The organism is Cytobacillus sp. QJM3NY_8 (assembly GCF_056173585.1).
Window position 1 is genome coordinate 4,162,107 of record NZ_CM149681.1, and the last position, 21,817, is coordinate 4,183,923.

Consider the following 21,817-nt stretch of genomic DNA (forward strand, 5'->3'; position numbering starts at 1 on the left):
AGATATGAATTGCAGGCCACTTTTTTGCGGACAAGAGAAAAACTTGGGCAAAAGCCCAAGCCTGTTTTATTTTAATGAATATCCCTATCCAGCTCTTTTTCAAACTCTTCATTATTGGCATTATCCTTTACCGCATGTCCCGCATGCAGCTTTTCATTTTCCTTTTTTAGTATTTTCACTTTCCTTTGAAGTGAGTAAATACGGACAAGGCCCACAGACCCGACAATCATTCCTCCCATAAGGACTGATCCTAAAATCACTAGAATCAGCGGCCACTGGCTTTCCCCAAACAAGTAGTTTACCGTTACATTATCAACATTGATTACTGCAAAAACAGCGACTATTAGTGCAAATAAAAAACCAAATAATAAAGCCCATTGAAATTTCATGCAATCCTCTCCCCAATATTTTCTCTAATTTACGCGCTCTTCACTATAAGGATTAATGTGCACAAATACATTTTGAACATTTTCCAATCCAAGCAGCTTGCGTTTCACTTCTTTGCCCACCCGGTGGCCATCCTCAACAGTCATATTGGGATCCACTGAAACTTTAATATCTACAATAACATAATGTCCGTGTTCCCTGGCGTGCAGTTCATCAATCCTTTTAACCAGATCAACGGATTCAGCAGTTTTGCGCATCTCAAGTGTATCTTCTTCATGAAGCACATGATCAAGTGTGCTATGAATGGATTCTTTCCCCAGCCTCCATGCCATCTTGAGAATCATAAGGGAAACAATGAGACCAGCAACAGGATCTGCATACTCAAGCCATTCGATCCCCATTCTTCCGCCAATTATTGCACATCCAATGCCTATTAAAGCTGCAATTGATGAATAGACATCTGAACGGTGTTCATAGGCATTTACAATTAAAGCATCACTGTTTAGTTTCTTTCCCAAATTATACTTATAACGAAACATCGCTTCTTTCACAATGATAGAAACCAGCACTGCAGCTACTGCAATTGCTTTTGGAGGTTCAATTGGCGAAAAAAATGACTCAAATGATGATTTGCCGATTTCAATTCCCACGAGGAACAGCAAAACCGCAACAATAATGGCTGCAATCATTTCAGCTTTTCCATGACCATATGGGTGATCCTTATCCGGCGGCTGTTTTGCAGCTCTCAGCCCTAAATATACAGCAAAGGATCCGGCTACATCTGAAGCAGAATGGACCGCATCTGCCACGAGCGCTTTACTTCCTGAATAAATGCCTATTCCCCATTTGATGGCAGCAAGAATAATATTGCCCACGATGCCAATAATGGCTGCAAATTCAGCTTTCTTAAAACGATCGTTATTTTCCAAAGCGATACTTCCTTCCTCCCTGAACTTGTTTTTAGTTTATCCTATTTCCCGGAATCATTAACCTTTTTTGTAAAATAGACGGCATCCAGTTTTCCAGATTAACAAAAAAACTCAGGCATTCGCCTGAGTCTTTGAAAGTATTATACTTGAGGTTCGTCACTGACTTTGCGTTTTTCTTTTACGGTATTAATAACGCCTTTTTCTTTCAGTTCTTTGCCTTTCCATACTGCCCAAATCTGCGCAGCAAGGAAAATCGATGAATAGGTACCTGCAATTAAACCGATCAGAAGCGCAAACGAGAAATTTCTGATTGACTCACTTCCAAACACCAGGAGCGCAACGACAGTAAATACAACAGTTAAAACAGTATTCACAGAGCGGCCAAGCGTTTGGCGAAGACTTTTGTTTACAACATCAGCAATATCTTCGAATGATTTGAGCTTTTTCTTTTTCTGCATATTCTCACGCATCCGGTCGAACGTTACAATTGTATCGTTGATCGAATAACCTACTACCGTCAGTACTGCTGCAATGAAGGTAATGTCCACTTCAAGACGCGTAAAGCTAAATACAGCGATTATAAAGAAGGCATCATGCAGAAGCGCAAGAACTGCTGGAATAGCCATCTTGATCTCAAAGCGAATGGTTACATAGATGATAATGCCTACAGAGGCTATGGCAAGAGCTTTTAGTGCATTTTTAGCGAGCTCTTTTCCTACAGTTGGTGAAACTGTGCTGACATTCGGATCTTGACCGAATTCTTCATGAAAATGAGTTTTAACCTCTGCTATTTCATCTTTAGTTAAAACATCTTTAAATCTAGCAACACCGATTTCTTTATTATCGCCCGAGATGACAATATCATCTGTCTCGATTCCAAGCGCTGATAATTCAGCTTGAAATTTTTCTTTTGTTAAAGGTTCACTTGCCTGCTGCTCGATGCGGGTACCGCTGACAAAATCGATTCCTAGATTTAAGCGGAAAATAGAAACAACAATGATTCCCACTGCAATTAATACAGCAGAAAGGATGAAGAACTTCTTGCGGTTCCCTACAAAATCAAATTTATCGAACTTGGTCGGCAAATCCAGAGTATCGTAATTTTCAGCAATGTTTTTGATTTCACTTTTCTTAACACCAAACCAGCCTGGCTTTTTATTCAGTGCTTTACTATGGACCCAAAGCCCCATTAGCAGCCTTGTGCCATAAACCGCAGTAATAAAGCTTGCCAGGATGCTTATAATAAGCATGGTAGCAAATCCTTTTACAGAACTTGTCCCATACATGAATAAAACGGCTGCTGCTAAAATGGTTGTGATATTTGCATCAAATATCGTCGAAAGTGAGTTTTTCTCACCAGCCTGGAAAGCTGATTTGATTGTTCTGCCCACTTTTATTTCTTCGCGGATTCTCTCATAGGTAATAATATTCGCATCAACAGCCATACCGACCCCCAGAATGAGCGCAGCAATACCAGGCAGCGTCAATACGCCATTCATCCAGTCAAATACGAGTAAAATCAGATAAATATAGAAAGATAATGTAATTGTTGCTATAAACCCAGGGAAACGATATACCGCAATCATGTAGATAAATATAATGGCAATTCCAATAATACCGGCAAGAATAGTCGTTTCCATTGCCTGCTCACCGAATTTCGCACCTACCGATGTCGAATAAACTTCATCGAGCTGTACTGGCAGGGAACCGGCATTCAACAAATCCGACAGTGTCTTTGCTTCTTCAATCGTAAAATTCCCAACAATGGACACGGTATCCTGATTAAAGATCTGGCTTACCTGTGGAGCAGATAAGTATTTTGGATCTTCTTTTGCTGACTCAGCCTGGAATGAATCCTGGCCTTCTTCAAAATCAAGCCAAATGACAAGCAGGTTATTTGGCGCTCCCATATTGACAATTGTTTGAGTTACATCTTTAAATTTGCTTGCACTCTTCAGCTTCAATGAAACACTTGGCTTTCCGTTTTCATCGAATGTCTGCTTTGCCCCATTTTCAGCAAGGTCTGAACCATCCATCATCAATTGATCATTAACATCTCTAAATGATAGATTAGCTTCTGTGGATAGAATTTCCCTTGCCTTATTCTGATCTGTTACACCAGCAAGCTGAACGCGGATCCTCTTATCTCCCTCAATCTGGATATTCGGCTCACTGACTCCAAGAACATTGATCCGCCTATCCAGTGCTTCGGCAGTACTTGCAAGGACGGCTTTATCAACCTTCTGCCCATCTTTTGGCGTTACCTCATAGAGGACTTCAAATCCGCCCTGCAAATCAAGGCCAAGCTTAATATTTTTTAAAATGTTGTTTGTCGTTGCCCCTGCCAGGCTTCCCAATAATACAACAATCAGGAAAAAGGCAACGATACGGCTGCGCTTTACCATTATGAATAAATCCTCCTTAGCTATCGCCCGCTTATTGAAATCACAAGCATCACTTCAACCTCTGTGATGCATCATTAACCATACAGTCTTGCGTCGGAAAGCTGCATATCTTTTCAATGCAGCCCCCAGTATTATGACTTTGTTTGAACCCTAGCTGGCTTTACTATCCGTTCTTGAATTTCATTCTATGTATGAAAACTGACATGAAATAATACCGTTTACTCCGCTTTTCATTATGAGACAGATTGTAAAACCTGTCAATTTGTCATATACCATGTTAATTTTTGTAAAAAGTAGAAAGGTGACTATTTTAACAGTTCCCTTCTCTCTTCTTCACTATCAAAAACAAAGTCAGCCTCTTTAAAAGCCTCGATGGTAGCATAGTGAATGTATTCACTCACTTTTACCTCCATGATTTCCTCTACAATTTCAAATAGCCTGACATTTTCTTTTGTGTTTTTCCACTTCTTCTTTGTGAGGAATTCCCAGAGCTCCTGTTCAGTCACTTTTTTATATCCCAGCAGCCGAAATTCATCTAATTTGCTTTCCAATGCAGGTTTTACCGTAGTGCGAAAATAATCATATTCATGGCCGATTTTCACTTTCAGCCGCCTCCCCGCCATTATTCACATGGAAATTATGATAGCTTGTCATGCTTTGTCCTCTTCCTTGCATATAGATAATTGTATATGATAATACCCATTTTGAGAAGGCAGGGAGTTGAATGTCCAAATTTCTGAAAGGTACCATGATCCTGCTCGCTGCAGGCCTGGTGACCAGGGTCCTGGGCTTTATAAACAGAATTGTCATTGCCCGGTTTATTGGAGAAGAAGGCGTTGGCCTTTATATGATGGCTTTTCCCACCATGATTCTAGTCGTCACTATCACACAGCTTGGGCTGCCGGTTGCTATTTCTAAGAATGTGGCCGAAGCGGAGGCAAAGGGAGATACAGCAAAAATCAAGAAAATATTAGTTGTTTCCTTAGCGACGACTATCTCACTTTCAATTGTTTTCACTCCTGCTTTAATTTTGCTTGCTCCATTATTATCAGATACACTCTTTACCGATGAACGCACACAGCTTCCTTTGATGGCGATCGCCCCTATCGTGCCGATCATTGCAATTTCTTCTGTCATTCGGGGTTATTTTCAGGGCAGACAGAACATGAAGCCTGCTGCCTATTCCCAGATGATTGAACAGATAGTCCGAATAAGCCTGATTGCTTTGATGACTAAGGCATTTCTGCCATACGGAATTGAGTATGCGGCAGCGGGAGCCATGCTGGCAGCAGTCATTGGGGAGCTTGCATCATTGCTCTATTTAATGACCACATTTAAGCTTAAAAAGAAATTCAGAGTCAGGAAACAATTCTTTAAATTTGTGTCTTCCGGAAAAAGTACATTTAACGAATTGATGACCGTCGCTCTTCCAACGACAGGCAGCAAAATGATCGGTTCAGTCGCCTGGTTTTTTGAACCGATTGTGGTAGCACAGAGTCTTGCACTTGCAGGGGTGGCGGCCGCTGCGGCTACGAAGCAATATGGTGCTCTTACCGGCTTTGCCATGCCTCTTCTGATGCTTCCATCGTTTATTACTTATTCTTTGTCAACATCTCTTGTTCCGGCTATCAGCGAAGCAAATTCCCAGAATAATATGCGTCTGATCGAATACCGGCTTCAGCAGGCACTTCGGTTTGCATTTATTACTGGCGGCCTGGCAGTGGTGGTTCTTTATGTCCTTTCCGATCAATTGATGGAAGTAATGTACGGCTCCTCAAGCGGTTCTCATTTTATTAAATTGATGGCGCCATTTTTTCTGTTTTATTATTATCAGGGACCTCTTCAGGCAACTTTACAGGCATTAAATCTGGCCCGTGCCGCAATGATCAACAGTCTGATTGGCGCTGCCGTTAAAACGGCAGTCATCTTTCTACTTGCCAGCCAGCCTGCATTTGGCATCAATGGTGTTGCGATGGGAATTCTGACCGGCACAGTCCTGGTGACAATGCTTCACTTTGCAACAGTACTGAAAGCTATTTCGTTTACTTTTTTCATCAGGGACTATCTAATGACGTTTATTGCCATGTTTTTGTCAGGGGGCATTGGCTTCTGGATGCTCAAAGATTTACTTTCCCCTGACTTAAATACAGCAGTGAGGGTAATTGTGATTTCTTCCGCCATCACTTCTGTATATATAATTTTCTTATTATTCTTCAAGCTTATTAAAAAGAGTGATCTGATTCGGATTCCATGGGTTGGCAGATTATTATCAAGGTTTGCATTTAGATAATGTGCCTATATCAGCAGGGTCAGCTCAATTTTGCCTATCTTGAGCTGGCCTCGATTTATTTCCTTTCGTCAAGCAGATCTACATAAAATTGGCCATTTTCATAGCTGCAGAATGATATATTTGATATCTCTTTATACCCCTCTTTTCTAAGCTCCTGACGAAGCCAAAAGTCACTTTTGTTTATCGTTTCCAGATTAGTTTTCTGAATTGTCCCATCTATGATTAAAGGGATTGTAATTCCCCCCTCTTTGCTGTCCTTTTTTTCAAACACTGACAAAGTACCGGAAGATTCAAGGATGGCAAATTCCACATCTGAGATTTTGGAAATATCTTTTTCTCTTAACTGCAAAAGCAGGTCATCAAAGTTATACCTCTGTTTCCTCATGGCATTTTCATCAATTTTTCCTTTATTAATAATAATGGTCGGTTTGCCATCAACGACATCCCTGAAAGTTTTGCTCTTCAGGGAAAGTATGGCCAGCACAATCTGCACAACCATCAAAAGGAGCATTGGCAGCACATTTTTCAGGATTTCTGAATCCGGAGTTTCAATCGCCACTACTGCAAGTTCAGCAATCATGATATAGACGACTAAATCCAGGATGCTTAGTTCACCAATTTCTCTTTTGCCCATTAGTCTAAAAATGAGAAGAATGACTGCATAGAGAAATAATGTTCTTCCTACAATTATTAGATATTCTTCCACTTCTACAGCACTCCTTTTGATGCAATCCTTTATATCCTTCCGCATATTAAAACTTTTATGATTTTATCTGGCTTTTTCTTTGAACATTTTAGATTCTATTTTTTCATTGTGTGAATATGCTTGTACTAAGGATTAAGCTGAATAGCCTCTGGGGTAAAAGCTGTTCCTATTTACTAATTCAGAAGGGAGAGGGTCAATATAGAAGAGTCAAAGAACTTCGGAAGCGCCGTACTTTATGGAATTATCGCCATTTTTGCCATTGCTGTAGCGAGCAGTCTCGTTTTTTCACTGCTTCTGCGGTTCACCTCGCTGCAGGAGTCTTCCCTGCAGTATATTATTTCTGCTGTTTCATTTGTTTCTCTTTTTGCGGGCGGGTTCATATCCGGAGGTAAAGGGAAGCAAAAAGGATGGCTGCTTGGAGGCTTGACAGGCCTTATTTACTCAATCGTTATTTTTCTATTTCAATATCTGGGACATGACAGTTTATTTGATATGGAGCAAATGATATACCACACCTGTTTTACGCTGACTGCAATGATGGGCGGTATATTGGGAGTTAATCTCAACACTAAAAGAACAGCTTAAAAAAGAAGGTCCTGAAATTCAGGACCTTCTTTTTTTGATATTAAGATTTTGCTAATGCATCGCCAGTTGCCTGCGTTACTTCGCGGATCGCTGCACGATCGTATGTAAGACGGCTTCCGTCACCACATTTAATAACCACTTTGTCTTCGTCGATGGCATCAACGAATCCATGAAGACCGCCGATTGTAACAACCTTATCTCCCTTTTTTAAATCACTTTGCATTTGCTGAACTGCCTTTTGGCGTTTCTGCTGCGGACGAATTAACAGGAAATAGAATAAAACAAACATCAGCAATAATGGTCCTAATGTTCCTAAAAGCTCCATAGTTTTCCCCCCTTTCAAAGATTGTCCCGATTTAAGGAAAAGCTGCTCCTTAAACGAACTCTCAATTTTTATTATTAAAAGTTCTTCGCGTTAGGCTTATTGAATCCATACCTTTCGAAAAACTCTTCTCTAAAATCACCCAAGCGATCATCTCTAATCGCCTGTCTTACCTGCTCCATTAATTTTAGCAGAAAATAGAGATTATGGTAAGTTGTAAGCCTGATTCCAAATGTTTCGTCACAGCGGATCAAATGCCTGATGTAAGCACGGCTGTAATTACGGCATGTGTAGCAATCGCAATTCTCGTCAATTGGGCCAAAATCTCTTGCAAATTTTGCATTCTTAACAACCAGTCTGCCATTACTTGTCATCAATGTTCCGTTTCTGGCAATCCTTGTAGGGAGAACACAGTCAAACATATCAATCCCTCTGATTGAACCATCAATCAGGGAATCAGGGGATCCTACTCCCATAAGGTATCTTGGCTTATCAGACGGCAAAAGCGGTGTTGTGAACTCAAGTACACGGTTCATTACATCTTTAGGCTCGCCTACAGATAAACCGCCAACAGCATACCCCGGGAAATCAAGAGATGTTAAGTCTTTCGCGCTTTGTTTACGCAGCTCCTCATATTCTCCACCCTGAATAATTCCGAAGAGTCCCTGATCATTCGGGCGTTTATGTGCTTGTAAGCATCGCTCAGCCCAGCGGGAAGTCCGCTCTACTGACTTCTTCATATATTCGAAGGATGCTGGGTAAGGCGGGCATTCATCAAACGCCATCATAATATCTGAACCAAGGGAATTTTGAATGTCCATTGCTTTTTCAGGTGATAAAAACAGCTTGTCTCCATTCAGGTGGTTCCTGAAATGAACGCCTTCTTCTTCAATCTTACGGAATTCACTAAGACTGAACACCTGAAACCCGCCGGAATCTGTCAGAATGGCCCGGTCCCAATTCATAAACTTATGCAGGCCGCCTGCTTCTTCCACAATTTCCTGACCGGGTCGAAGCCACAGGTGGTAAGTATTGCTCAGAATAATGCCCGCACCCATTTCCACTAATTCTTCAGGGGACATGGTTTTTACTGTAGCAAGTGTTCCCACAGGCATGAACACAGGAGTTTCAAAAGATCCATGCGGCGTATGGACCCGTCCCAGACGGGCACCGGTTTGCTTACATGTTTTAATTAATTCATAACGAATTGCAGTCAACTTACAGTTCTCCTTCCATTTAAAGCGCAGAGCGCCCCTTTATCGGCGCTAGGAGCTAGACAGTTATCGAAGTACAGAGATAACCTATTTATTAAATAATGAGCATAGCATCTCCAAAGCTGAAGAAACGATAATGCTCCTCCACGGCCTGATTATAGGCATTCAGAACGTTGTCACGGCCAGCCAGTGCACTTACAAGCATAATCAAGGTCGATTTAGGCAGATGAAAATTTGTAATCATGCCATCAATCGCTTTAAATTCATAGCCTGGATAAATGAAAATATCTGTCCAGCCGCTTGCTTCTTCAAAACGGCCATTATGCATGGAAGCAATGGTTTCTAAAGTCCTTGTGGATGTAGTCCCCACACTGATAATTCTTCCTCCCTGCTCACGCACTTCATTCAACAGCCGTGCAGTCCCTTCTGTTACCTGGTAAAATTCAGCGTGCATTTCATGCTCATTCAAATCATCCACACTAACCGGCCTGAAAGTTCCCAGACCAACGTGCAGAGTAATAAAAGCAATATGCACACCCATTTCCTTAATCTCTTCAAGAAGCTGCTCAGTAAAATGAAGGCCTGCTGTAGGGGCTGCAGCAGAACCGCGTTCACGGGCAAATACAGTCTGATAACGGTCACGATCATCAAGCTGCTCCTTAATATAAGGCGGCAATGGCATTTCTCCCAATTCCTCCAGCACCTCATAGAATATCCCGTCATACTTAAACTCCAGTACCCTGCCGCCATGATCTGAAGTTCCAGTGCAAACAGCAGTCAAATTGCCGTTTCCAAACGTTATCTCAGTTCCTTCTTTCACTCTCTTAGCTGGCTTGACCAGCGTTTCCCAGGAATCCCCTTCAAGCTGTTTTAGAAGAAGCACCTCTATTTTCGCACCAGTGCCTGTTTTTTCTCCAAACAGCCTGGCAGGAAGGACCTTTGTGTCGTTCAGCACAAGACAATCTCCAGCTTTGAGATAATGTTTAATATTTTTAAATACACTATGCTGAAGATCTCCGGTTTTTTTATCAAGGACCATTAGCCTGCTGCTAGTCCGATCAGCCAAAGGCGTTTGTGCTATTAATTCCTCAGGCAAATGAAAATCAAACCAATCTACTTTCATGATGTCACCCTCTGTTATTCATATAGACTACCGAAGCCTTCCTATAAAATAAAAGATGGCAGAAAGGATAACACTGATCAAAATCGATGTAACGACTGGAAAATAAAATGTCGTATTGCCTTTCTTGATCACTATATCCCCCGGCAGCTTGCCAATATTAATAAACTGGCTTATAAATCCGATAGCAAAAATGATGGCACCAATGACCATCAGCCACTTTGATATGCCGCTCAATCAGCAGGCACCTCCATCTGAAAATGGCGGTACACCAGGTCCGTTACAATTCTTCCTCTTGGCGTCCGCTGAAGAAACCCAATCTGCAATAAATATGGTTCATAAACATCTTCAATCGTGTGTGCTTCTTCCCCAATGGTCGCTGCAATTGTTTCAAGGCCAACAGGACCGCCGCGGAATTTCTCTATAATCCCTCTTAATAATTTATGGTCAATATGGTCAAGGCCTAAACGGTCAACCTGCAAAAGCTCCAAAGCTTCCTTTGCCAGTGTTTCATCAACCTGGCCATCTGATTTGACCTGAGCAAAATCCCGGACTCTCCGGAGGAGCCTGTTTGCAATTCTAGGCGTGCCTCTTGACCTTCTGGCAACCTCAATGGCGGCTTTTAGATCTATACCTGTATCAAGGACCTCAGCTGTACGGACAACAATATCAGTCAGCTGCTCTTCTGAATAGTATTCAAGCCTGCTAAGCACACCAAAACGGTCCCTTAACGGGGCCGATAACGACCCCGCCCTTGTAGTCGCGCCAACCAGTGTAAAAGGCGGTAAGTCCAATCTGACTGATCTGGCACTTGGCCCTTTTCCGATGACGATATCAAGACAAAAGTCCTCCATTGCCGGATATAGAACTTCTTCTATAGAACGCGGCAAGCGATGAATTTCATCAATAAACAGGACGTCACCAGGTTCCAATGCAGTCAGGATCGCAGCCAAATCACCAGGCCTTTCAATGGCAGGGCCTGCAGTGGTTCTGATATTTACTCCCATTTCATTGGCTATAATGGCAGCCAGTGTGGTTTTCCCCAATCCAGGCGGCCCATATAGAAGGACATGATCTAAGGTCTCCTCGCGTATTCTGGCAGCTTTGATAAAGATCTCGAGGTTCTGCTTTACTTTATCCTGTCCAATATACTGCTTTAGTGTCTGCGGTCGCAGACTCTGTTCGAATGAAAGATCCTGAAGATCAGCTTCACCGGATATTATCCGCTCTTCCATACATAATCACCTACTTAATATCAGCTTAAATGAATCGGACCCGTCCAATACATTATAGTTTTAAAAGCTTTTGCAGAGCTTTCTTTATGTATTGGTCCGTTGTAAGCTTTTCCTTCTTCATTTCCGGTGTAATCTTTTTCAGTTCCTTATCTGAATAGCCCAGCGCCTTTAATGCAAGCAAAGCTTCCTCCAGGTCCCCTGAAGGTCCGCTTTCAGCCTGAAGTTTATCCGCAGAAAACAGATTAGGGAAAAAGTCAGGTACAATATCCGGCAGTTTCCCTTTCAGATCAAGAATCATCTGCCTCGCTGTTTTCTTTCCGACTCCAGGAAACTTAACGAGGAACGCTTCATCTTCATTTTCAATTGCCTGCACCACCTGTTCCGGTTCACCTGAAGCAAGAATTGCAAGAGCTCCCTTCGGCCCAATTCCGGTAACATTCAGCAGCTTGGTAAAAAGGGTCTTCTCCTCCCGAGTCTGAAAACCGTACAGTGCCATAATATCTTCCCGTACATAATGATACGTGTATATCCTTACTTCCTGCCCGAACTCCGGGGTATAGCTAAATGGATTTGGCGTTAAAATCTGATAGCCAATACCATTGTTTTCAATAACCACATATTCCGGCCCGATAAAATCCAGCTTGCCTCTTACGAATTCATACAATGCCTTTCTCTCCTCTAGTTTAACTGTACCTCATTGTACCATATTATATTTTAGGCACGAAGAATAAAATGCTGAACAGAATGGGGCCAGATACATTGCTTATGGAGGAAAATCCTTATGGTACACAAGACGCTTTATATCAGCCAATGCATTAAACTCATTTTATAGGTTAACGTCCACTTTTATTAATTGCTTCCCGCCTCTTTCAATACCGAGATAGCGCAAAGTTTCAGCGGAAGAATGGTGATTATAGATGGACATAATGATTGAAATGGCAATCCCTTTTCTATAGGCATGATAGCCAAATGTTTTTCGAAGTGTATGTGTTCCGATCTTCCCTGGAATTCCAGCTTCCTTTGCTGCATTATTTATGATCCGGTAGGCTTGCTGGCGGGTAATTGGCTGGTTATTCTTTTTGGATTTGAAGAGATAATCACATTCAGAGAAATCATGCTGAGTAAAATATTTTTTCAGTTCTTTTTTCACGCTGCTATTTAAGTAAAATGCTTTAATTTCATCACTATTGAGATCGTTTAAATAAATAAACTCTTTTATCTCCTTCCCATCCCAAACATCACTAATTTTCAGAGATAGCAAATCACTCACTCTTATGCCCGTATTTATACCTAATACAAAAAGCAAAAGATCCCGCTGTGACTGCTGTCTTAAAATCTCTTTAATTTTATTTATGCTTTTGATGTCCTTGATAGGATCAACATATTCCACAAGATTCCCTCCTGCAACTAATGTTACATAAGTATAAGCTATCAAAAAATAAGTAACATTACAAATGATTGAATGCAGTTCATAAGAAAAGCGGAAGCGCCTTGCTCTCCCCCGACATCTTGAGCAGGAAGACGCTGGACCTAGTCAGATTATCAACGTTCAAAATAATTATTTTCTTATTGTTTAAAAAACAGAAACATGCAAGAGAATCCCATTCCCTTGCATGTTTTACTGCTTTTCAATTCGCTTGCTTTTCACCGGCAGTATAGCTTTTAAAGGTCTCCAGAACTTCCACATATCGATCTTTTGTTACAATGGGGATTCCTTTTTTTAATTCTTCACATTTCGTGCTTTCTAATTTCCCTAAATCGATTTGAAAGAAAGACTGAATAATATTTGTTTTTTTCGGCCTTCCATTGAAAATGGTTAATGTGCCGTCCTCGGTTACACCGAAGTACCCATTTGCTTTTAATAATGGCGATATATCATCCATTTTCCGGCGGAACACTATATAATCCATATCCATATCAACAAGCTGCCATTGATCATATTTAGCCCAGAAATCTTCAAGGGTCCATATGATTTCCTCTATGGTTTCCTGGCTTACTTCCCCATCCAGATATTCTCTCTCCAAAATGACATCCATCTTAAGCGGCCCTTCAATGTGTTTTCCTGCTGCCTCAGCATATACAGAAGTACCCTCAGATAAAAAGTTGAATGCATCCGTCTGGAAGAAGGGATAAAAGGAAGCAGCTCCTATTATTAGCAAGCCCCATATGGTTCTCATGATCGATCACCTCGATTAAATAGTAACTTCTGCAGCATCCGCCTGAGCCTGTTTTCCCAGATCTTTATGCTTAGTGTGACCAACATTTTCATGTTTATCCTGAAAAAAATTAATTATGTAAAAAGGGCAAAGCCCAGCAGCTTTGCCCTCTATGCTGAATCATTATTTTTCCCTGCGGAATAAACTTTTTAAATCCCAATCAATTTGCTCTCGCGGGCCGCCATCACGAAGATTGTTATCAATATTTCTTAAACGGCTAAACGTTCCTTCGTCCGTTACCACCGTAGCAGATCTTCCGCGTAAATATGGCTGAACAGCTTCATGAATCGCTTCTTTCGTCTGTTCTTCCTTATCATAATCATTCAAATCCACAGCAATCAAAACATCGCTTCCATAGGTCACGGAACGGACATCCTCAACGTTAGGAACAGAAGCTGCAACGTTGCCAATTTTTTCAGCAAGCTCACCTTCATAAGCCTGATAATAAGAATTTTTGGCTTGTCGTGTATTGTCATCGAGATGGCCATGATAATTTGCATCGCTATGGCTAAAACGATTATCTCTCTGCAAAAAGCTGCGGTCCCTGTCAGCAAGAGGAACAGTTGGGTTTCCGGTATTTTCATTCCTGACTCTTCTTGCATTATTTTCCACTCTGTTGGAGCCATTATTTTTTCCCTCTGCACCCAGAGTATGATCCATCATTTCTGTCAGAGGCCCATCATTATCTGTACCATCTTCAACCCGGACATTTCCACCGCGGTTTCCGTGATTTTCATTTGAATAATATCCCATGGGCTGACCAATTTCATTCTTTCGATCAACAGATGCATCTTCGTTCGTTCCGCATCCTGCCAATCCCATTGTCATGATGGCAGCCATCGGTACTGCAATTAATTTCTTGTGCAAGCGAAAAACCCCCTCGCTAATATTACAAGCCCTGAGCATTGCTGCTCTTTCTTAGCTTGTGAGCGAAAGGAGGCTTTCATTCTGTCCATTTACGTCCATTTTTTTGTACATTATTTGTTTATCTCATTAACGGCATATTTAAGAGCTTTAATAAAACGCTGTCTCTCAGCAAACTGACCAACAGTTAAATCCAAAACAGGACGAATCTTTACAGAATCAAGATATGTTCTATCCCTTATTACACGATTCCATTCCCTAAATATATCAGTTGGAAATGCCAATGCATGAAGAAAGCCCTTTTCTTCAAGATTGGATTTAAATATTGAATATTTTCCTAAATCGTCAAATGACCATTTCATAAAGGGGAGGATGCGGTTCGCATACTGCAGGTAATCGGAATGTGGAGTACCTACTGCTATCAGGTCAAAATCAAGCAAATATAAAGATTGATCTTTAGCTCTGAGAAAATTATGATGTGCTACATCACCATGCAGAATAACCTTCCTCCCGGATTGAAAAAGCCAGGCGTCCTCTTCAATTCCTTTCAAGGCCCAATCTGCCCAGGCTAATAATTCATTAATAATTTCTTTTTGGACAAAATATCTTATTACTGGGAGATTATTAAGGAAAAGGGTCGCTCTCTCTCTCCACTTGTCTGCCTGCCGATATGCCGGCACAACCGTTTGGTAACGGCTTACAAGCTTCTCTGTAGTATCGTGGAAATTTTTCAGCAAATTTAGCCCTTCCAAACGATCGCTCTTCAAAAAATAGGTGAACACTTCTTCAGAAGGCGGGATATACTCCAGACACCCAAAATATGTCCGGTCAAAAAACAATGGCGGTTCTTTGGCAACCTCATAAAAAATATATGTTTTTGCAAATCCTTCATTCATTAATGATGAAGTAAATGCCTCCTGAAGCTTTAGCCGGTGATAGGATGAAAATCCTTTCAATACAAAGGCCCGTTCCTGTGTCCTCAGTAAATAAACCTTCTTTCTAATCGGCTTTAACTCTTCAATTTTAAAGGGCAGCTGATCTTGCAAATAGGAGAGGAGACGATTTTGAACTAAATCGTCTCCTCCATTATTAACCGTCGTATTCACTGCTTTCGTCAAAGCTTCTTGGCATTCCAAATGCCTCTCCGCCCATTTGGCCAAAACCTTGACCGAATGCTGGTCCTGGGCCATAGCCAAATCCCGGACCATATGCCGGCCCTGGACCGAATCCTGGTCCCGGACCGTATCCTCCCGGAGCAAATTTCGGTCCTCCGCATCCGCAATCATTAGAAGCACCCATCACTGAACCAGGCATTAATGGCTTTTGAGACATACCCGGAGATTCTTCCATTCCCTGCACCTGCGGCATGTGTGGCATTTGCATTCCCATGTCTTCTGCACCCATTACACCTGATGGCATTTGATGCGGCATCTGCGGCATCATTGCTCCTTGCACTTGATGCGGCATCTGATGCGGCATTTGCATTCCCACGTCTTCTGCACCCATTACACCCGATGGCATTTGGTGCGGCATCTGCGGCATCATTGCTCCTTGTACTTGATGCGGCATCTGATGCGGCATTTGCATTCCCATATCTTCTGCACCCATCACACCCGATGGCATTTGATGCGGCATCTGCGGCATCATTGCTCCCTGCACCTGTGGCATCTGATGCGGCATCTGCGGCATCATTGCTCCCTGCACCTGTGGCATCTGATGCGGCATCTGCGGCATCATCGCTCCCTGCACCTGATGTGGCATCTGATGCGGCATCTGCGGCATCATCGCTCCCTGCACCTGATGTGGCATCTGATGCGGCATCTGCGGCATCATCGCTCCCTGCACCTGATGTGGCATCTGATGCGGCATCTGCGGCATCATCGCCCCTTGCACTTGATGTGGCATCTGTTGTCCCATATCTTCTGCACCCATCACACCTGATGGCATTTGAGCCATTGGCATGAACGGCGAAGATTCATCATAATCCGGACTTTCAACTCCAGCCATCATACCCATATGCGGCATTTGATGCTCAGGCATCATCGCTCCCTGTACCTGCGGCATCTGGTGTGGCATCTGCGGCATCATCGCTCCCTGCACCTGGTGTGGCATCTGATGCGGCATCTGCGGCATCATCGCTCCCTGCACCTGGTGTGGCATCTGCGGCATCATCGCTCCCTGCACCTGATGTGGCATCTGATGCGGCATCTGCGGCATCATCGCTCCCTGCACCTGGTGTGGCATCTGATGCGGCATCTGCGGCATCATTGCTCCCTGCACCTGATGCGGCATCTGATGCGGCATCTGCGGCATCATTGCTCCCTGTACTTGAGGATAAGGCATTTGCGGGTAACATGGGTTAAAAGGAAACATTGGCTGATATTGACCTCCTTGATGTGTATATAAAGAAGATTCGCTTTCCGGCGATTCAGGACTTTCTTGATTTGGAGCCGGCTTTGCCTGCGGAAGGATATTGACTGGTTTAGGCGGGAGCTGGGGCTGTGGCTTGGATTCTGATATAGGCAGTGGTTTTTGCTGTGGTTTTGTTTCTGCAGGCTTCACTGGTTTTTCCTTCACTTTAACCTCTTTAGCCGGAAGCGGTTTCTGCTGCTGCGGTTTAACCTCTTTTGCTGGAAGCGGCTTTTGCTGCTGCGGTTTAATCTCTTTTGCTGGAAGCGGCTTTTGCTGCGGAGCCGGCTGCTGAATATTCATCATATAATAATTATTTATATCAATTTCAGGCATAATAGGCTTTGGCATTTTTGGCGTATAAGGTTTTTTGGGAACTTCTTTTGGTGCAGGTTTTGGCACTTCTTTCGGAATTTCAACCTTTGGCGCCGTTACTTTTGGCATTTCCTTTTTCGGTGCTTCTTTTACCGGCTTCTCCTTAGGTGCTTCAGCTGATGGCATGGTAATAGGTTTCTCTTTGGCAAAAGGTTGTTCTGCTTTTGGCATTTCCTTTTTGGCACCCATATTTATTTTTGCTTCCGGTTTTCCTCCAATAGGAGCCTCTTTTTTTATTGAGCCCCCGCTTGCAGGAACTTTTATTTTCATACCGGGCATAATCATATCAGGGTTGCTGAGCTGTGTATTCATCTTTTTCAGCTCTTCAAAATTCACGCCGTACTTTTTTGCAATCTTCCAAAGAGTATCCCCTTTCTGTACGATATGGATTTTCACTCTGAATTCCCTCCTATGCGTAAGGTGATACTTCCATCAATGATGGTTAGTATAGGCCCACACGATGTGGGTCACACAGACGTTGCCACAGGACGTGGCGTTCCTAGTCTGTGTTCCTAATCAGCATTTACGGGCATTTCATCCATTTATTTGAAAATTGCAGATTAGTGCCCGTTAATCGCGATGAGTCCATATAGTGTATGAAGAAATGGGCAAATTGCTAACAATCTACACAAAAAGATATGCATTTTTCCCAGGATTTATGCTTCATCGTTTCTTCTAATCCTATTAACAGCAAAGGGCAGCAAGGCAATAAAAAAATCCTCCCGGGCGGGGAGAATTTTTTTATTGCCTAAATTTACGCAGAGTATTTCTGTGTAATTTCCGCTGATTTAATGACCGGCTAACCTTTTGCAAACGCTTATGGACGTTCGAGCATCCTATCTAATGCCAATTTAGCAAATGCTGCTGTTTGTTCTTCAACCTGAATTAGATTTTGGCTTTCCCCCTGCTCAATTGCTTCAAGGCACCAAACAAGGTGCGGTAAATCGATTCGGTTCATGGTCAGGCAAGGACACATATGAGGGTTAAGTGAGATGATTTTTTTATCTGAATGCTGGGTGATAATCCTTTTAACCAAATTCATCTCTGTACCGATCGCCCATGAAGACCCAGGTTCTGAATGTTCTATTGCATCTATTATATAATTGGTCGACCCGGCCATGTCGGAAAGTTCCACAACTTCCCTTCTGCATTCCGGATGGACAATGATCTTCATTGCCGGATATTGTTCCCGAACTTTTTTGACATTTTCAACAGTAAAGTTTTCATGAACTGAACAATGGCCTTTCCAAAGAATTACTTTAATGTCCTCAAGCGGCCCTTCATATTCCAGCTGATCCGTAATGGGGTTCCATACAGCCATTTCCTCAAGCCCAATTCCGAGGTTATAAGCCGTATTTCTTCCAAGATGCTGGTCAGGCAGAAATACAATTCTCGGCTTCTGCTCAAACGCCCAGCTCACCATTTTTTCAGCATTCGAAGAAGTAACTGTTGCTCCTCCATGGCGGCCTACAAAAGCCTTGATGCCCGCAGTAGAGTTTACGTATGTTAAAGGAAGCATTGTATCGCCAAACATATTCTGCAGCTTCGTCCAGGCTCTTTCTGTTTGGCTGATATCAGCCATATCGGCCATAGAGCAGCCTGCGCGCATATCAGGCAATAGCACCTTTTGACTAGAATCTGTTAATATATCTGCCGTTTCAGCCATAAAGTGAACTCCGCAAAACACAATATATTCTGCCTCTGCATTTTCCTGTGAAAGCTGGGCAAGCTTTAGTGAATCACCGGTAGCGTCCGCAAACTGGATGACCTCATCCTTCTGATAATGATGACCCGGAATAAACAGCTTATTCCCAAGCTTATCTTTTATTTCTCTTGCTCGATCCTCCAGTTCCTTTATAGTCATCATTCGATATTTTTCCGGAAGAATAGTTGTTTGTTTTTCTGCTGTCTGAAAAATATTCATTTCCTCCATACCCCTTTGCCAATTATGCATTTATTTTTTTAGGAATTTATATCCTTTGAACGTCGGTAACAGTCCAGCTCCACATGGAACGCTTCGACAGCGTATTCATCGCACGACTAAAAGCGTTAGCTCTTTAGAGGAGGTCTCCCCCCTCGAGGTAACAAGCCAATCCTCCAAAAGGGCAAGAACACCTTCCTGGGAGGCTCGTCTTGTGGGTTGAGGCCCCCAGGATGGGGGTCATGCAGACGTTGCCACAAGACGTGGCGTTCCTAGTCTGCGTACCTTTGTGGGCAAGGCGCTTCCGCTTTTATTCCACAGTAACCTTCACACTTATATCAAGCGATTTCACGGAATGAGTAAGAAAACCCAATGAAATAAAATCAACCCCTGTATCGCTGTAAGCTGACAGGTTATCCAACGTGATTCCGCCGGATGCTTCTGTCAGGATCCCCTTCGGCACGCTGCTGATCCACTCTTTAATCTCTTCAGGGCTCCTGTTGTCAAACATGATAACATCTGCCCCTGACTCAACTGCTTCAAGAACCTGTTCTTTTGTTTCCGTTTCGACTTCAACTTTTACCATATGCCCAACTTTTGACCGTACTTCTTCCACAGCTTTCGAAATTGATCCTGCAAAAGAAATATGGTTGTCTTTAATCATGACTGCATCATAGAGGCCATATCGATGGTTAAATCCCCCTCCGCATCTGACTGCATATTTTTCAAGCATTCTAAGGCCAGGTGTAGTTTTTCTTGTATCGCAGATTTTCGTATGTGAACTATTTAATACCCGGACAGCCTCACTTGTTTTTGTTGCAATTCCGCTCATTCTTTGGAGCAGATTTAAGACCACTCTTTCTCCTTTTAATAAATCGGATACAGGCCCTGCAGCTTCAGCAAGGACTTGACCTTTCTCAATCCATTCTCCATCCTTTACTTTTATATTGACTTCAGCGGCTGGATTTAGCATCTTATATCCTGACCTGATTATTTCTTCTCCGCAAAAAATGCCATTGTCCTTTGCAAGGAAAACGACCATTCCAGTCTGATCTTCTCCAAAAATAAGTCCGCTTGTCAGGTCGCGGTCACCGATATCCTCGAGAAAAAACTGTTCAAGTTGCAATCGCAGCTTTAATTTGTTCATATTTACCACCCTTTTCAGATTTTCGGGATTGAATGATTCTTTTTCCAAGCCATTCATGACTTTCGAAGGGATAATCCTGCCGGAAATGGCCTCCCCGGCTCTCTGTCCTCCTTACTGCAGCGTCTGTTATCAGATAAGCTGCGATAAGCATGAAAGCCCGTGTTGCTTCCTCTATTGAAAGATCATCAAGTTCTGCTTTAATCCATTCTTCAATTTTGCAGCCTTTAAGCCAGGCAAGCTGATCTAAAAGCCCTTCTTTTGTTTTGATAATCCCTGCATTCTTCATCATTCTCAATTTAATTTCTTCAATTGAAGGTAAACTTTCTTTGATTTGACATCTGAATGCTGTCTCGGGAAATGTCAGTCCTTTAGCAGGATCACTTGACGGCTGTTCATTAATCCACTCCGCAAGCCTTTTGCCTAAATATAAACCTTCCAGAAGGGAGTTACTTGCAAGCCGGTTAGCGCCATGTACGCCTGTGCATGCAACTTCACCAATCGCATACAGGCCAGGAATGCTGGTGCGGCCCAATAAATCTGTTTTAATTCCTCCCATTAAAAAGTGGCTTCCGGGTGAAACTGGAATTTTCCCAATTCTTAAATCTACTCCGTTTTGTTCACAGATTTTTGTTATTGTCGGAAACCTGGATTTAAAGTTTTCAATTGAGGAGATATCCAGAAACACGGATTTCCCTTCCTCTAAAGAATGAAAAATTGCTTGTGACACAACATGTCTTGGCGCTAAATCTCCCAGTGGATGAAGTCCTGTCATTACTGGTCTTCCGTCTTCTGTAACGAGCCTGCCGCCCTCTCCCCTGACAGCTTCCGAGATTAGCCCTAATGCTTTACCGTCTTTATATAGAAGTGTGGGATGAAATTGGATGAACTCCATATCCGCTATCTCCGCACCTGCTCTGTACGCTAAGGCAATACCATCTCCGGTTACGGAATCGGCATTGGATGTATATTCATATAGCTGGCCGCAGCCCCCTGTTGCAAGCACAACATGAGATGAAATGAATCGATGAATTACACCATTTGAATCTTTTCCTTTTACCCCTATACAACTGCCTTCCGTTTCATTTATCAGCAATTGAAACACAAGAACATTTTCCATGATTCGAACGTTTTGATTTTTATTTGACAGCATAAAATCAATGACTGTTTTTCCAGTGCTGTCCCCGCCTCCATGAACAATTCTGCTTTCTGAATGAGCCCCTTCCATGCCTAACGCAAATGCTCCTTCAGAATCCATATCAAACAGGCATCCCTCTTGATTAAGCTCTTTTATCAGGGAGGGTGCCTCACTGGTCAGGGACAGCACTGCATCAGAATCATTATGAAACCTTCCTGCTTCGAGTGTATCCATGTAGTGCTTGGATGGGTGATCATTTACTCCCAGGGCAGCCGCAATGCCGCCCTGCGCCATATATGAGTTTCCATTTTTTATAGTTGACTTTGTGAGAATAATCACATTTAAGTCCTGTCGCAGCTTCTTTGCCAACTGCAAAGCGGCTACCCCGCTTCCAATAATCAAAACGTCGGCATTCATTATTTTATACCTCCTGTTTTTACAGGTGTCTTGACACCTATATTTACACAGATTTAGAATTATGACAAGAGGTTTTCATAGTTTAAGAGGAACTTCTTGCTTTTCGAAGGCTTTATTTAAAGAGAGAGAGCAGGTGAGAA

At 42.6% G+C, this 21,817-nt stretch carries 21 protein-coding genes; 2 read left to right on the forward strand and 19 right to left on the reverse strand.

From position 1 onward, the window contains the following. Positions 1–71: 71 nt before the first annotated feature. The 4 genes from AC0VZ9_RS21450 to AC0VZ9_RS21465 all read right to left on the reverse strand — a co-directional run bounded on the left by AC0VZ9_RS21450 (position 72) and on the right by AC0VZ9_RS21465 (position 4,323). Positions 72–389 (reverse strand): LapA family protein, encoded by a 318-nt coding sequence (locus AC0VZ9_RS21450; RefSeq protein WP_019382912.1) that lies wholly within the window; start codon positions 387–389, stop codon positions 72–74. A 24-nt stretch (positions 390–413) separates the two neighbouring features. Then, the gene (locus AC0VZ9_RS21455) at positions 414–1,316 is read right to left on the reverse strand and encodes a cation diffusion facilitator family transporter (RefSeq protein WP_475396713.1); all 903 of its coding nucleotides are present in this window, start codon (positions 1,314–1,316) and stop codon (positions 414–416) included. A gap of 140 nt (positions 1,317–1,456) precedes the next feature. Next, on the reverse strand, positions 1,457–3,721 hold the full coding sequence (secDF, locus tag AC0VZ9_RS21460; RefSeq protein WP_217025905.1) for a protein translocase subunit SecDF: 2,265 nt from the start codon (positions 3,719–3,721) through the stop codon (positions 1,457–1,459). 305 nt (positions 3,722–4,026) lie between these two features. Beyond that, entirely contained in the window at positions 4,027–4,323 is a 297-nt protein-coding gene (locus AC0VZ9_RS21465; protein ID WP_019382914.1) for a post-transcriptional regulator, read from the reverse strand. Between the two features lie 122 nt (positions 4,324–4,445). Here AC0VZ9_RS21465 and spoVB point away from each other — a divergent pair, with 122 nt between their 5' ends. Continuing rightward, positions 4,446–6,011 carry a stage V sporulation protein B gene (gene spoVB, locus AC0VZ9_RS21470; protein ID WP_251266933.1) on the forward strand — a complete coding sequence of 522 codons (1,566 nt, stop codon included), beginning with the start codon at positions 4,446–4,448 and terminating at the stop codon, positions 6,009–6,011. Between the two features lie 55 nt (positions 6,012–6,066). On the opposite strand, the gene AC0VZ9_RS21475 is transcribed toward spoVB, so the two are convergent. Then, entirely contained in the window at positions 6,067–6,717 is a 651-nt protein-coding gene (locus AC0VZ9_RS21475) for a DUF421 domain-containing protein (protein WP_019382916.1), read from the reverse strand. 198 nt (positions 6,718–6,915) lie between these two features. On the opposite strand from AC0VZ9_RS21475, the gene AC0VZ9_RS21480 reads away from it, so the two are divergent. After that, on the forward strand, positions 6,916–7,302 hold the full coding sequence (locus AC0VZ9_RS21480; protein WP_082919404.1) for a TIGR04086 family membrane protein: 387 nt from the start codon (positions 6,916–6,918) through the stop codon (positions 7,300–7,302). Positions 7,303–7,342: 40 nt separating this feature from the next. Here AC0VZ9_RS21480 and yajC read toward each other — a convergent pair whose 3' ends face one another. The 14 genes from yajC to nadB all read right to left on the reverse strand — a co-directional run bounded on the left by yajC (position 7,343) and on the right by nadB (position 21,677). Then, positions 7,343–7,627 carry a preprotein translocase subunit YajC gene (yajC, locus tag AC0VZ9_RS21485; protein ID WP_009333093.1) on the reverse strand — a complete coding sequence of 95 codons (285 nt, stop codon included), beginning with the start codon at positions 7,625–7,627 and terminating at the stop codon, positions 7,343–7,345. Positions 7,628–7,701: 74 nt separating this feature from the next. Then, positions 7,702–8,841, reverse strand: a complete 1,140-nt coding sequence (tgt, locus tag AC0VZ9_RS21490) for a tRNA guanosine(34) transglycosylase Tgt (protein WP_009333094.1) — start codon at positions 8,839–8,841, stop codon at positions 7,702–7,704. A 91-nt stretch (positions 8,842–8,932) separates the two neighbouring features. Further along, positions 8,933–9,961: a tRNA preQ1(34) S-adenosylmethionine ribosyltransferase-isomerase QueA gene (gene queA / locus AC0VZ9_RS21495; protein ID WP_256814806.1), complete on the reverse strand. Its 1,029-nt coding sequence runs from the start codon at positions 9,959–9,961 to the stop codon at positions 8,933–8,935. A gap of 27 nt (positions 9,962–9,988) precedes the next feature. Then, the gene (locus AC0VZ9_RS21500; RefSeq protein WP_009333097.1) at positions 9,989–10,195 is read right to left on the reverse strand and encodes a DUF2905 domain-containing protein; all 207 of its coding nucleotides are present in this window, start codon (positions 10,193–10,195) and stop codon (positions 9,989–9,991) included. Continuing rightward, positions 10,192–11,193 (reverse strand): Holliday junction branch migration DNA helicase RuvB, encoded by a 1,002-nt coding sequence (gene ruvB / locus AC0VZ9_RS21505; protein WP_019382918.1) that lies wholly within the window; start codon positions 11,191–11,193, stop codon positions 10,192–10,194. Before ruvB ends, AC0VZ9_RS21500 begins: the two co-directional genes overlap by 4 nt. 52 nt (positions 11,194–11,245) lie before the next feature. Then, positions 11,246–11,857 (reverse strand): Holliday junction branch migration protein RuvA, encoded by a 612-nt coding sequence (ruvA, locus tag AC0VZ9_RS21510; protein ID WP_019382919.1) that lies wholly within the window; start codon positions 11,855–11,857, stop codon positions 11,246–11,248. 162 nt (positions 11,858–12,019) lie between these two features. Further along, entirely contained in the window at positions 12,020–12,583 is a 564-nt protein-coding gene (locus AC0VZ9_RS21515; RefSeq protein ID WP_019382920.1) for a tyrosine-type recombinase/integrase, read from the reverse strand. A gap of 238 nt (positions 12,584–12,821) precedes the next feature. Beyond that, the gene (locus tag AC0VZ9_RS21520) at positions 12,822–13,370 is read right to left on the reverse strand and encodes an intercompartmental signaling factor BofC (protein ID WP_019382921.1); all 549 of its coding nucleotides are present in this window, start codon (positions 13,368–13,370) and stop codon (positions 12,822–12,824) included. A 162-nt stretch (positions 13,371–13,532) separates the two neighbouring features. After that, positions 13,533–14,276, reverse strand: coding sequence for a YhcN/YlaJ family sporulation lipoprotein (locus tag AC0VZ9_RS21525; protein ID WP_009333102.1), 744 nt, complete (start codon positions 14,274–14,276; stop codon positions 13,533–13,535). Positions 14,277–14,386: 110 nt separating this feature from the next. Beyond that, entirely contained in the window at positions 14,387–15,409 is a 1,023-nt protein-coding gene (locus AC0VZ9_RS21530; protein ID WP_232292492.1) for a phosphotransferase, read from the reverse strand. After that, positions 15,363–17,453: a SafA/ExsA family spore coat assembly protein gene (safA, locus tag AC0VZ9_RS21535; RefSeq protein ID WP_475396714.1), complete on the reverse strand. Its 2,091-nt coding sequence runs from the start codon at positions 17,451–17,453 to the stop codon at positions 15,363–15,365. Before safA ends, AC0VZ9_RS21530 begins: the two co-directional genes overlap by 47 nt. Positions 17,454–17,874: 421 nt before the next feature. Next, a complete protein-coding gene (gene nadA, locus AC0VZ9_RS21540; protein WP_019380311.1) occupies positions 17,875–18,981 on the reverse strand; it encodes a quinolinate synthase NadA in 1,107 nt (368 codons plus the stop codon). Positions 18,982–19,288: 307 nt separating this feature from the next. Further along, on the reverse strand, positions 19,289–20,125 hold the full coding sequence (gene nadC, locus AC0VZ9_RS21545; RefSeq protein WP_217025910.1) for a carboxylating nicotinate-nucleotide diphosphorylase: 837 nt from the start codon (positions 20,123–20,125) through the stop codon (positions 19,289–19,291). Further along, positions 20,094–21,677, reverse strand: a complete 1,584-nt coding sequence (gene nadB / locus AC0VZ9_RS21550) for an L-aspartate oxidase (protein WP_475396715.1) — start codon at positions 21,675–21,677, stop codon at positions 20,094–20,096. The genes nadC and nadB overlap by 32 nt, the downstream gene beginning before the upstream one ends. Positions 21,678–21,817 lie beyond the last annotated feature (140 nt).